A 12,512-nucleotide genomic window follows, 5' to 3' on the forward strand; every position below is an offset into this window, starting at 1 on the left:
CAATAAAATAAATGACAACAGCAAATACCACTTGGGAGTTACGATTTAAGGACAGTCTCACGAGTGGTATTTCTGGTGTTCAAAAGATCATTGACACTACTGAAGAACGTTTTAATAAACTTGGCAATAGGCTAAATAAATTTAGTGCTATTGACATGATGGCCATTGACCAATCGGCACAGCAAGTTAAGCGAGGTTTTGAGGATTTCAATAAAACCTCGATGACTTTTGAAAGCGGACTAGCGGAAGTTGAAGCCATTACCGGAGTTACCGGTGATGGATTAGATAAGCTAGGAGCGAAAGCCAGAGAAAGCGCACTTGCTTTTGGTGGTGAGGCAACGGATAGTTTGAATACTTATAAAACCATCCTTTCCAGACTTGGCCCTGATATTGCAAAGTCCCCGGAAGCTTTAGAAAAAATGGAGCGTAATGTTCGCACACTTTCTAAAACAATGAATAACGATGCAGTTGGTTCTGTCGATGCTCTTACTACTGCCATGTTGCAATACGGTGTTGACTTATCAGACCCGATTGCAGCACAAGAAGAAATGGCACGCATGATGAACGTCATGGCTGCGGGAGCCAAAGAAGGTGCTGCAGAGGTTCCATCAATTGCCGGAGCTTTGAAAGTTGCCGGAGTTCAGGCGAAACAATCCAATGTTTCTTTTGTGGAAACAAACGCTGTTTTACAAAGTTTGGCCGCAGGAGGAAAAGAAGGCGCCGAGGCGGGTATTGCTTTGCGAAATGTTTTAGGAAAAATGGCGGGTGAAGATGTTTTACCAAAAGAAGCGGTAGGAAAACTGCACGCTCTGGGTGTGAACATGAATATCGTATCAGATACATCGCTCCCTTTAACTACTAGACTTCGTGAGCTAAAAAAGGCACAAGGTGACGCCACTATTATGGCTCAAATGTTTGGTACCGAAAATGCTGCAGCTGCAAGCATTATGCTAAACAGTGTTGACGCACAGGACGTACTCCAAAAGAAGATTGAAGGAACTAACGCCGCTGAAGAGCAAGCGCAAGTTATCATGAATACGTCTGCCGAAAAGAAAAGCAGAATGAATGCCGTTTGGAATGATGCAAAAATTGCTATTGGAGAATACACTACAGCAATGGAGCCTTATGTTGCTGCAGGAGCAAATTCTATTAGTGTAATGGCTAATATGAAAAATGCACATGATGGTTATAAGTTAGCAATGGGCGGTGTAAAAACTATGCTAGGCCTTGCCGAAAATGCAACAATGCTCACGACTGCTAAAACATTGATTCTATCTGGAGCAACCGGCGTAGCCTCCGCAGCACAATGGGCTTGGAACGCCGCAATGACTGCCAACCCAATTGGACTGGTAATAGTAGGAGTTGCAGCGCTTGTGGGAGTTGTTGCTTTATGTTGGAATAAGTTCGAGGGTTTTAGAAACGTTCTTTTCAAAGGTTGGGAAATGCTCAAGTTATTTGGAAATACAATTAAGACTTATGTTGTTGACCGATTTAAGGGCTTATTGTCCGGCCTATCTGGAGTAGGAAAAGCTTTGATGCATTTCTTTAAGGGTGAGTGGTCAGAAGCTTGGCAAACCGGAAAACAGGCCGCCTCTGATTTAGTTGGTGTTGACGCCGCCAAAAATGCTGCCAAAGGATTGATTAACGGAACTCCTAAGGCATTGGCTAAAGGACAAAAAGCAAGTGATCAATACACGGCGGATAAAAAAGCTGCAGCGGCAAAAGAGAATGAAAGTGCAGTAAAACTTGGTAAGAAACCCGCCGTTGCTGTTGTTGATACTAAAGGATTAAATCTAGCGGCGCTGAATGATCCAACAAAAGGGAAAGGAAAGGCCAAAGGCGAAGGAACCACAACCGGCTCTGGGGACAATGCCGTTGGGAAATCAATTACAATGACGTTGAATATTACCAATCACTTTGGCGTAAGCGGTGAACTCGACATAAGAAAAGTAGCGGATAAAGTAGTGGGATTGATTAATGACCGTCTTCGTGACAATGTAATAAGTATGGGATAATGGATGCAAGATATAACTTATCGAAATTATTTAGTGCCGCTTTTGGTATTAACTCCCCCATTTTTATAACAGAGCCACTTGGTAAAAAAGCGTTGAATACTTTCGATTATAAGGGCATTGGATTGATTGAGGACTATTATACAAAAGAGGCTACCAGTTGGATGGGAACTCCAATAATAGGACTCCTAAAATTTAAATCAGGTACTTATAAAATATACAACTCTACTGGAATTTTAGAGGATATTGAATACAATGATTTTGTTTTACCTCCGGCTACTCTTTTTTCATTTCGCCGATCTAAAAACATTACTAAAACAAATTTGTTGGGTAATAACGGAACGGTAAAAGAAATTTTTGGTTTTGATGATTGGGTTATCGATGTGAAAGGCTTGGCAGTAGATACTCCACAAAGTAGCGCAAGAGACCAACTGATTGCAATTAAAGAATGGGAAGAATTAGCCAGTGCCATAAGTGTAAGCGGAAAGCTATTTACAATAAAAAATATTCACGCTGTTGTAATGGATGATTATAAAGAGGAAAGCATACAGGGTTCTCCTGGTATTATTCCTTTTTCTATGACATTAACCAGTGATGATGCAGTTGAACTGATTTTGCCTGATGTAAACGAAAATTTTTAGACTATGACTTTAGCAATGAATTGCCAAATAATATTCGCCAAAAATGAGCGTCGCAGGGAAATAGTTTTAACACAAATAACGGAGATAATTGTTGATAGCTCTTGGACACTATTGACCTCGACCGCTGAAATAGTTATCCCTAGAAAAGTAAGGTTCTTTGATAAAAATAAAGTTAGGGACGTCTTTAGAAGAGGTGATTTTGTAACAATAGCATTTGGCTATAACGGCAAAAACGTTGAGGAGTTTCGAGGATACATTACTGAAGTTGCAGCCGATATTCCAATCAGAATAAAACTGCAAGACGAAATGTGGAAACTGAAACAACTCCCGGTAAACTTTAGCAGCCCAAATATTGGCCTCGGAGATTTGCTTAAACAAATTGCACCCGGATATAAGATTGATGCTTTGGAGGGTGTTCAAATTGGAAGTGTTCGTTTTCCTAAAACTACGGTTGCCGCAGTACTGGATAAGTTACAGCAAGACCCTTGGAAATTGAATACTTATTTTAAAAACATTAACGGACAGCAAGTTCTAGTATGTGGTAAGTATTACGCCGATGATAGCGAAGCGGAGAAAGTAAATTTTCATTTAGAGCGAAACTGTGTTAGCTCTGCCCTGAACTACGTTCGAAAAGATGATGTTTTTATATTAATAAAGGGAGTTTCCACTTCCTCAAACGGTACAAAAATAGAAGTTGAATTTGGCGATAAAACTGGGCAACCAAGACAACTGACCCATTACAATAAAACAAAGCAAGAACTCGAGGTTCTGGTGAAGCTCGATTATGAAAAATACAAACAAGACCGCTTTGACGGCTCGTTTACAGCCTTTGGGATTCCATCGGTAAAACACGGCCAAAAAGCCAAGCTAACGAGTACTTTATATGAAGACCGGAACGGCGTTTATTTTATACAAGGAGTTACAAAAACATTTAACCGGGACGGTATTCGTCAGGTTATAAAACTAGATGAAAAGACATTTTGAAACGAGACTCTAACATAATTGAATTTGGGAAACTCTTAAACGAAAAAGCAAAATCGCAAGTTGATGTGCAGACACACTGGTGTACCGTTAAGGAGGTTGACTGGGATAAAAAAACCATGACGGCTACAGGTGTTGTGGATGACCTAGATTTTTTTGATGTGCTTTTAGGTTTAGGCTCAATGAATAGAAAACCAAGCCTAAAAAGTAAATGCCTAATAGGTATTGTAAATAATAATGCTGCGGCAGCTTTTTTGATAGAATGTGAGGAAATTGAAGAGATTGAAATTAGTGATAAAACGGGATTTAAACTGGTTTTAAACAATGGTTATCTAACGATTAACGGAACTGATTTTGGCGGTATTGTAAACGCAATTGAGCTAAAAGAGCAAGTAGATAAAAATACGGCACTACTTGAAGCGATACAAAACGCTTTCGAAAGTTGGACTCCGGTACCAAATGATGGCGGAGCCGCTTTGAAAGGTATTGCAAGCTCATTTATAAGTTTAGAAGTCGCAGACCTTTCGAACATTCAGAATGAAAAAATAAAACACGGATAATGAATTATGAAACCGACATACTACTCAATGAGAATGATGACTTTAACATTATTGATGGCGACTTTGTTATTGGTGAAAGTATCCTCCAAGAGGTTGGAATTATTTTAAGACTAAACTCAGGGGACTTGAAAAGCGACCCAGTGTTAGCACCAAACTTAGTTCAATTAGTAAACAGCGCAGAAAATAAGCAAGAGTTTGAGGAACGTGTTAGAATACACCTCAAGCGTGATAACAAATATTACAATGAAATTAAGGGTTTAATTACCGTAAAGAATATATAGTTATGGATCAATGGATATTAGTCGTTAGTGCCTTAGTTACAATGGTAGGTGGTACGGGTTATTTCACTTTTATTTTTGCAAAAAGTAAATACAAACAGGAAGTCGAAAAACTGAGATTTGAAGCTCTACAGGCGCAAAAACTTGCTGAAACCACCGATATCGAAAACGGCTCAAAAGTAGTTGATTTATACAAGGAGGCTCTAGATGATTTAGGCATTCGCTATGAAGAGAAATACAAGCACGTTGAAGAGATGTCGAAAAACATTTCGGATCTGTTTGATGCTAAAGAAAAGACTTTACTGCAGGAAATTGAATATCATAAAAAACAGACAGCATTGTATAAAAAAATGTACGATGACAAAGTGAAGGAATTTACAAAATACAAAAAAGAGCACCCATGATTTACGCAATAGAGAATCAATCCCTTTTTGACGTAGCCATTCAGGAAAGCGGAAGCGTAATGGTTGCCTTTGACTGGACTTTAAAAAATGGCCTTTCCATAACGGATGAGTTGGAACCAGGACAACAATTGATTTCTCCCAATTCGGATTTTATCAATACGGATGTAGCGAGATATTTTAAGGGTAAAAAGCAAATGATAGCCACGGGCTTTAATATTGGCGAAGGAGATTCAATGATACCCGAATTAGGCATAGGATCAATGACAATAGGAACAACATTTATAGTACGATAATGGCACGATCAATAGGAGTTATACAAAATGAAATGCTTGACAGCATTACGGCAGACGAAAACTTGGCGGGATTAAACTCGCAAAGTAAAGTCTCTATTTATCGCTTGATTGTGTTTATAGTCGCCTTCTCCATTTGGGTATTAGAAAACCTTTTCGACACCCATAAAAAGGAAGTGGACGACATCATTGAGGCGAAAATGCCACACCGCCCATCGTGGTACCGAACAAAGGCGAAAGCGTTTCAGTATGGATTTGCTTTGATAACGGACACTGATAACTATAACAACACGGGTTATACGTACGATCAGGTTTTGAACTCTAAAATTATAAAGTATGCCGCTGTAACGCCAAGTGCGGGACAAATCTTGATTAAGATTGCTACTGAAGCTGCGGGAGTTTTGGCACCGATTACACCGGAACAAAAAGCCTCGTTTGACGCTTACATTCTTGAAATTGCCGACTGTGGCGTGAAATATATAGTTGTCAATCACTTACCGGATATTCTACTATTGAATTTGCAAATATTTAGAGATCCTTTGGTTTTGGACTCCACAGGAATGAGCATTTTAAACGGGAATTATCCAGTACAGGATGCGATCAATGAATACATGAAGGAACTGCCTTTTAACGGTGAGTTGGTTCTTGCTCATTTTATTGATAAGCTTCAAAAAGCGGAAGGTGTAGTAATACCACATCTTGTAAATGCAGAATCACAGGCGATTGATATTAATACTAATGCTTATCTGGACGCTGAGCCTATAAATGTAAAAACCGTTCCCGTGAGTGGCTATTTTACAATTCCAAACTTTGACAACGTGAGCTATGTGGTATAAGGTAGATTTTGACAAACTCGTTCTTTTGCTGCTGCCTACTTTTTTACGAAAGCCGGTACTGTTTGGCTATGTCCGGGCATTGATAACTCCTATTGCAAGTTTGCATTATAAGTGGTCACGCATGAGAGACGAAAACCTGACAAAGCTCTCTTATAATAGCCAACGGTGTTATTTGAGAAAGGCTTTGAATGATAAATACGACCCGGAACTAAGACGAATTACTATTGATGGCACGCTTGATACAACTCAAGACTATATCTATACGCCTGCAGAGAATTTGGATGTGTATTTGGGTGTAATGTATCTGGCGCAAGATTTTAATTATAGTAATTCTATTGTTGACTTTCTTGTCAATGTACCAGGACAACTATTGAATGATAAAATAAATGAAATAACAGCAACAATCAACTTCTATAAGTTGGCGGGCAAAAGCTATAAACTATTGGCAATATGAATACAATAAATTTTAATCAGGTTGGTGGGTTTCCACTCTCTACTAACATTTTGGCAAAGCTTCAAACAGCTTTTAGCATATTTAATGCTTTGGGAAATATCGTGGGAGATTTGACCATTATCTCCGGGTGCGAAGTGGCAGGAACTAATGTGGCCAACGGTGTTGTTTTTATCAACGGCGAAGTTTTAGAGTTTCGAGGCGGTTTAGCTCAGTCCAAAGTGATTGTTAAAGAAGATACTGAAAATATACTTTTTGAGAATCTGAATTATTATCCGGCGATCAAAACACGCTATGCCACTTTTGGTACCGGAGTTGGAGCTATAAACTGGGTTGATTTTAAACGAGGGTTTGCCACGAAGGATGTTGCTGAAGCTTTTTTGGCAAAAGGTGATAAAACGGTTCTTGACAACCTTTCAGACTTTGTGGCTTTGATGTACGCCAAGCTTCTTACTATTGATATGTATGCGGAGAAAAACGTACAGCCTGACATGGCTCAAAATGATGACACCAAAGATGACTTTATTAAAAATAAGCCGGCAACAATAAGTTATTTACGCAAAGGAACTTTTTCCGTAGGAGATAATCCAACAACTGATTCTCTTAAAACGGTGACGTTCGCAGATGTAGGAACTAACAATTATATGGTGGTTGGATGTATGGTTTCCGTTGGTAGCAACTTTGATGCAGACAATGATGTGATGTGGATGGTTCGTGAAAAAGGCAACACTTCTTTTAAATTAACGCTGAGAGAAGTTGCCGGACAGGTGCAAAATTTAAGTTTTGAATATATGTTAATTCCTCTATAATGGCAGATAAAAACACACTTAAAAATTGGTTTAGAACCAATTTAAAACCGACACAGGCTCAATTCTGGTCATTGTTTGATTCTTATTTTCATAAGGATGAAAAGATACCCATTACCGCAATTGATGATATTGAAAATATTTTGGCTGAGAAAGCGGATGCGGAAGTACTAGCCCATCACCTAACTAATGCAACCGCTCATGCTGATTTGTTTGGAGCAAAAGAAGATAAAAGTAAACGAGGTGCTGCGCTTGGTTATGCACCATTGAATGAGTTTACTAAACTTGCTATTGATTATTTGAATGTGGTAAACGATCTAGTTACTGGTGGTGTTGGTTCTCTTTTGACCGCTGAGCAAGGGAAACTATTGCAAATACAAATCACGGAAATAAATACGCTGCTTAACTCAAATGATGTTAACCTGGACAACGTTCAGGAACTCGTTGATGCTATAAAAATCGTGCAAACTTCACTAAGTACTATCTTGGTGAATGACCTGAATACGGGTGGAACCACGAAAGCGCTTACTGCTGAAATGGGTAAAACTTTGAAGGTTTTGATTGATGCAAAAGAAACCATTTCAAACAAAGCAACAATCATTTTAGAGGGAACAAATGAAAGTTCTAACACGCTATACCCAACAGTTAAAGCGGTATATGATTGGTGTGTTGCTAGGTTTCAAAAGCTGTTGCTTAATATTGAAACTACGGCCGCTATTGTCTATACTTTAGACTACACAAATTCAGCTAAAAGAACGGTTTTCACAAGTGTTAATCCTGTAGCGCTTACTGTTCCTACTAATTCGGTAACTCCAATACCTGTTGGAGCAAGAAGGGAACTTACAGCACAAGGCGATGGTGTTGTCACTATTGGCGGTGCTGGAATAACGTTTACAACTAATTTATCATTATCAATGGTAAAAGGGGAAACTAGAATTTTAACAAAAATTGCAACAGATACATGGACGGTTGAGGGGAATTTACCAGTTTCCGGGGCATTAGTTTATAAAACTTATTTTATAAATAATTTAACCGGAAATAATGCAACTGGTGTTTATCAAGATTCAAACCATCCTTTTGCCTCTGTAGATTATGTGGTAGGACTTGGTACTTTTAAAAGTGGTGACATATTTTTCTTCCAAAACGAAGGTAGCTCGTATCCCATTAATGGTATGCTACCATATGGTTCTGTTCTGTTTAGAGGTGTCCCATCAGTTATACTAGATTTTTCGGGTAACAGTAATCTTAGTATTGTTCCAGAAAACAACAATTTTGTAAGTGAAATTGATTTTGATTTACTAGATGGAAGGCTGGTGAATGAGAGAAACGGTGGGGCTGGATGTTATTTACATGAGAGCAATGGAAGGCTTGCTGTGTATGTAAAAGTTAGAGAAGTTTATTGGAACACTAATAACCTATTTTACATGGCTCAAAGACATAGATTTAATGTTTTAAAAGCATACTCTTCTGCTACACTAATAGGCGCAGGATTTTTGTGGTCAGCAGACAGATTTACACCAATTCATGTTGGAGAATTCGTTTGTTTAGCTAATGGAGCATCTTTGGTTACTGCTTACGGTGGCAAAGGTTCGTTTATCCACATAGACACTATTTCTGGACCAGGTAGCTACTCATTTAAAGGAGGGAATTATAAAATAGGGAATATTTCGACAACCAATAGAAGTACAGTTGATGCTTCTAATTCTGATTTAACATTGGATTTTCAAAACAGTATAATTTCAACGCCAAACGGCATAGAATTAGGAAATTACTACGGTGCTAAATTGATATTAACAGGAGTTGTTAAAAGCGCTACAGAAATGAGTATGTATGGTAATGAAAATGGTTTTAATCCATTAAAAGTGATTAATTTTTCGGGAGACATTGGAGCGGGTTTTTTTAGGTGTTATGGTGGAGACGTAACGGTAGAAAACAGCTCTATAAAGTCTTTAAACTCACCTTTAAAGTTTTTTGGAGGAAATGGAAACGGAGTAATAACGCTTAAAAATTCTTCGTTTGAAATGGTAAACCCGCAAGCTTTGGTAACAGATAGCGGCGGGGCTACAAGAACATTAAAAATATCGGGGATATCAACGAACGCAACCGCATTAAGCGACCAAATAGGAAACGGAATAATATTAACGCAGCATACAAATTATTAATATAAAATTATGAAACTAAGAGCAATAAATTACGTATCGCCATTACTCAATCAAGGCACATTTGCAAACGTAACGATTGAGGACGTTTGCTTGACACACAAAAGGAATGAAAAATACATTTCAATAAGTTTTGAAATGTCCTATTTAAAAAATGATCAAAAGGTTGTTTTAGATACTGTGGCAATGGGATTTCAAGGTATGGAAAATGACGAAGTAAGCTCCAATAGAACGACAACCTTCTCAATTCCTAATCCTGATTATGATTCTCAAATAGAAGATTCACAGGAAAGAATAACCGTGCCTTTGTTTGCCTACTTAATGGCTCATAACGGTATTATGCCTGCTGATTACGTTATGGTAGATTACGGCTATCCAACGTATGAAAAGGTAATGCAGTATTTTGAGGGCGGCACTCTTGAAAGTCCAGAGATTAATATCACGGCACCACTTGCAATAGGTTTCTTAATGAATAATCTTATTATGAATGGTGAAGCGGTTGGTAATCAATTCACGATAGTATAATGGGTACGGCATTAGCAATAGTGTCGTTAGTTCTAGCGATGCTATTATTCCCTTTGGGCTTGCTGATAACGTTTTTTATTAACCTTTATAAAAGGCGTTGGAGTTTTTCGTTTAAGCGATTAGACCAACAATTTTTGAGCATCGCCACAAGTATAGACGCATCCGGTAACGTGGTTTGCAAAGATTTGTTTAACCTGATTTTAATAAAGAAAGGAGGTTATCAATTTGGCAAACGTAAAGAAACTATTTCGAGCGTGCTTGGTAAAAATCAGCGGGATGGTACGCTGACGAATACAGGAAAAGAAGTTGCTTTTATCCTGGACAAAATAGATCCACATCATTGTTTAAAAAGCATTGATAGTTTAGTGTAGTTCTCAGGAGGATGGGAAGTAAAAAATAGTCCTCCAACATTTAAAAACTTTCTGAGGGATTTTAAATATAGCAACAAAGCCACACCGTTGGAGGACATAAGTCTTCTATGGTGTGGCTTTGCTATTTTTAATATAATCCCTCAGAGATACAAAAGTAACTTAAATTTATAAATATGGCAAAAGAATTTTTATACAAACAGCAGTACGGCGTGATTGTGATTTGTGAAAACGAGGAGGAACAAAAGAAAGTCTTTGAGGAGCTCCAAAAAAAAGGAATGAAACTAAAAGTAGTAACCACGTGAAGATAGTAATTGAAAACAGTACGAAAAACTTTGAAAGTTACCGTGCGCAAAGAGTGAAATCCCTTTTTAATGCAGAGGACGGCTCTAGCTTCAAGACAGAGGCCAACATTGATATTGATGATTTGGATTGGGGCATTGGGCTAATTGTAGGAGCTTCCGGTTCCGGTAAGACCTCGATAGGCAAACAGTTTTTTGGTGAGAACAAAATGCACAACTTATATGCGAGTTGGGATTGCTCGAAGCCTATTGTAGATTGCATACTCCCGGACGGTGATTTTAATACGGCCACAGGAGCATTGGCCGCCGTGGGTCTTGGCGACGTTCCCAGTTGGTTACGACCATTTAACGCTTTATCGAACGGTCAACAGTTTAGAGCGGGACTGGCACGGCTTGTTACCGAGGCACCAAACGAGGCCGTTGTTGATGAATTCACAAGCGTAGTGGATAGACAAATTGCCAAGATTGGGGCTTTGGCCTTTGCCAAGAACTGGCGGAGAAATAAGGGTAAAAAAGTGGTTTTGTTATCGTGCCACTATGATATTATTGAATGGTTGCAACCGGACTGGGTATATGATGTAAATACCAAAGTATTAAAAAAAAAATTGAAATCGGGAAACGCCCAGACATCAAGCTTGAAGTTTGGAAGGTCAACGGAACTTACTGGAAACTGTTTAAAGAGCATTATTATTTAGATCTCGCACACCCACCTGCAGCGGAGTATTTTGTGGGAGTTGTTGACGGTGAACTTGTGGCTCACCTTGCCGTTTGTCCAATGTTTACCGCTAATGCATACCGTGCCACACGCTTAGTTGTTATGCCGGAGTGGCAAGGAGCCGGCGTAGGAACCGCATTTTTAAATGAGGTGATGCAATACCACCTTGAAGGTAACGGCCGATGTCAACGAAAGTATCACACGTTCTTTCATACTTCGCACCCGCAATTGTGCGGTTACCTGCGAAATGCCGATGTTTGGAAACAAACCAATGCCATTCTTTATGGTGCGAATAAGTCAAGGAGTAACGCCAGTATAACGAAAACAGGCAAAAAAGGCACCATAACCGGGTGTGGCTACGGTGGCCACTTCAGGGCGGTACAAAGTTTTAAATATTTAGGAAAATGAAAAAAATAAGAGTTTTTATAAGTGGTCAGAAGTATTTTGGCCAAGAAGTATTCAGGTTATGCAATGAGCTACCGTTTGTTGAGATTGTAGGCGTTTGTACTCCGCTTGATGATAAGTATATGACTAAAATGGCGCACACGTTTAACGTTCCTATTGTTGCCGGCGGCACGCTCAGAGAGGACACGCTGCCCGATAATGTTGATTTAGGTATAACTGCGCACTCTTTTGATTATATTGGCGTAAAGACCCGATTTAAGACTAAGTTTGGTTGGATAGGTTACCACCCAAGTTTGTTACCTCGGCATCGTGGCCGGTCTTCCATTGAGTGGGCGGTACGAATGCGTGACGCCATAACAGGAGGTACGGTGTTTTGGCTTAACGCAGGCATTGACCGTGGCGATATTGCGTATCAGGACATTTGCTTTATTGATCCAAAGATGTACGGTATGGAGCCAAAAAAGGCGGCAAAACTGCTTTGGGAACATGAACTGCAAGCGATGGGATTAAAACTGTTAGAGCAAGCGCTCACGGATATCAATAACGGTATTGTTATCAAGAGGCCACAGCGAAAAGAGTTTAGCACCTTTGAACCTAATGCAGACGTTAAGGATGTGTTTAAACCTGATTTGTTGATGCTAGAGCAATACAGCTCCGCAAGTAAAGAGAAAAGCCCCATTTAGGGGCTTTTTAAGTATTGTTTAAATACTGATTAAATATTTTATATTTGCCACGAAACTGCATGATTCATTTTGGATTTATGCATGTTTCATTTTTTC

General features: G+C 39.1%; 17 protein-coding genes. All 17 read left to right on the forward strand.

The features are described 5' to 3' along the window. The first annotated feature begins 11 nt into the window (after positions 1-11). The 17 genes from ACNQGD_RS00455 (at position 12) to ACNQGD_RS00535 (ending at position 12,416) form a co-directional block, all read left to right on the forward strand. Positions 12-2,015: a phage tail tape measure protein gene (locus ACNQGD_RS00455; protein ID WP_417997939.1), complete on the forward strand. Its 2,004-nt coding sequence runs from the start codon at positions 12-14 to the stop codon at positions 2,013-2,015. Further along, positions 2,015-2,653: a DUF6046 domain-containing protein gene (locus ACNQGD_RS00460; RefSeq protein WP_417997940.1), complete on the forward strand. Its 639-nt coding sequence runs from the start codon at positions 2,015-2,017 to the stop codon at positions 2,651-2,653. The genes ACNQGD_RS00455 and ACNQGD_RS00460 overlap by 1 nt, the downstream gene beginning before the upstream one ends. A 3-nt stretch (positions 2,654-2,656) precedes the next feature. Continuing rightward, positions 2,657-3,637, forward strand: a complete 981-nt coding sequence (locus ACNQGD_RS00465; protein WP_417997941.1) for a hypothetical protein — start codon at positions 2,657-2,659, stop codon at positions 3,635-3,637. Beyond that, on the forward strand, positions 3,634-4,194 hold the full coding sequence (locus ACNQGD_RS00470) for a hypothetical protein (RefSeq protein ID WP_417997942.1): 561 nt from the start codon (positions 3,634-3,636) through the stop codon (positions 4,192-4,194). The genes ACNQGD_RS00465 and ACNQGD_RS00470 overlap by 4 nt, the downstream gene beginning before the upstream one ends. Then, complete coding sequence (locus ACNQGD_RS00475) at positions 4,194-4,475, forward strand: hypothetical protein (RefSeq protein ID WP_417997943.1); 282 nt, start codon at positions 4,194-4,196, stop codon at positions 4,473-4,475. The genes ACNQGD_RS00470 and ACNQGD_RS00475 overlap by 1 nt, the downstream gene beginning before the upstream one ends. A 2-nt stretch (positions 4,476-4,477) precedes the next feature. Continuing rightward, on the forward strand, positions 4,478-4,876 hold the full coding sequence (locus ACNQGD_RS00480) for a hypothetical protein (RefSeq protein ID WP_417997944.1): 399 nt from the start codon (positions 4,478-4,480) through the stop codon (positions 4,874-4,876). Further along, positions 4,873-5,169 (forward strand): hypothetical protein, encoded by a 297-nt coding sequence (locus ACNQGD_RS00485; protein WP_417997945.1) that lies wholly within the window; start codon positions 4,873-4,875, stop codon positions 5,167-5,169. Before ACNQGD_RS00480 ends, ACNQGD_RS00485 begins: the two co-directional genes overlap by 4 nt. Next, positions 5,169-6,002 (forward strand): nucleotidyltransferase, encoded by an 834-nt coding sequence (locus tag ACNQGD_RS00490; protein WP_417997946.1) that lies wholly within the window; start codon positions 5,169-5,171, stop codon positions 6,000-6,002. The genes ACNQGD_RS00485 and ACNQGD_RS00490 overlap by 1 nt, the downstream gene beginning before the upstream one ends. Before the next feature lie 172 nt (positions 6,003-6,174). Continuing rightward, on the forward strand, positions 6,175-6,456 hold the full coding sequence (locus ACNQGD_RS00495; RefSeq protein ID WP_417997947.1) for a hypothetical protein: 282 nt from the start codon (positions 6,175-6,177) through the stop codon (positions 6,454-6,456). Then, positions 6,453-7,262, forward strand: a complete 810-nt coding sequence (locus ACNQGD_RS00500) for a hypothetical protein (RefSeq protein WP_417997948.1) — start codon at positions 6,453-6,455, stop codon at positions 7,260-7,262. The genes ACNQGD_RS00495 and ACNQGD_RS00500 overlap by 4 nt, the downstream gene beginning before the upstream one ends. Further along, entirely contained in the window at positions 7,262-9,421 is a 2,160-nt protein-coding gene (locus ACNQGD_RS00505; protein ID WP_417997949.1) for a hypothetical protein, read from the forward strand. The genes ACNQGD_RS00500 and ACNQGD_RS00505 overlap by 1 nt, the downstream gene beginning before the upstream one ends. Before the next feature lie 9 nt (positions 9,422-9,430). Then, positions 9,431-9,943, forward strand: coding sequence for a hypothetical protein (locus ACNQGD_RS00510; RefSeq protein ID WP_417997950.1), 513 nt, complete (start codon positions 9,431-9,433; stop codon positions 9,941-9,943). Then, on the forward strand, positions 9,943-10,314 hold the full coding sequence (locus ACNQGD_RS00515) for a hypothetical protein (protein ID WP_417997951.1): 372 nt from the start codon (positions 9,943-9,945) through the stop codon (positions 10,312-10,314). Before ACNQGD_RS00510 ends, ACNQGD_RS00515 begins: the two co-directional genes overlap by 1 nt. A gap of 173 nt (positions 10,315-10,487) precedes the next feature. Next, positions 10,488-10,616: a hypothetical protein gene (locus ACNQGD_RS00520; RefSeq protein ID WP_255416341.1), complete on the forward strand. Its 129-nt coding sequence runs from the start codon at positions 10,488-10,490 to the stop codon at positions 10,614-10,616. Next, positions 10,613-11,308 (forward strand): hypothetical protein, encoded by a 696-nt coding sequence (locus tag ACNQGD_RS00525; protein WP_417997952.1) that lies wholly within the window; start codon positions 10,613-10,615, stop codon positions 11,306-11,308. The genes ACNQGD_RS00520 and ACNQGD_RS00525 overlap by 4 nt, the downstream gene beginning before the upstream one ends. Before the next feature lie 32 nt (positions 11,309-11,340). Continuing rightward, positions 11,341-11,736 carry a GNAT family N-acetyltransferase gene (locus ACNQGD_RS00530; RefSeq protein ID WP_417997953.1) on the forward strand — a complete coding sequence of 132 codons (396 nt, stop codon included), beginning with the start codon at positions 11,341-11,343 and terminating at the stop codon, positions 11,734-11,736. Continuing rightward, positions 11,733-12,416, forward strand: coding sequence for a formyltransferase family protein (locus ACNQGD_RS00535; protein ID WP_417997954.1), 684 nt, complete (start codon positions 11,733-11,735; stop codon positions 12,414-12,416). The genes ACNQGD_RS00530 and ACNQGD_RS00535 overlap by 4 nt, the downstream gene beginning before the upstream one ends. Positions 12,417-12,512 lie beyond the last annotated feature (96 nt).

The organism is Flavobacterium glucosi (assembly GCF_048286535.1).
GTDB lineage: Bacteria > Bacteroidota > Bacteroidia > Flavobacteriales > Flavobacteriaceae > Flavobacterium.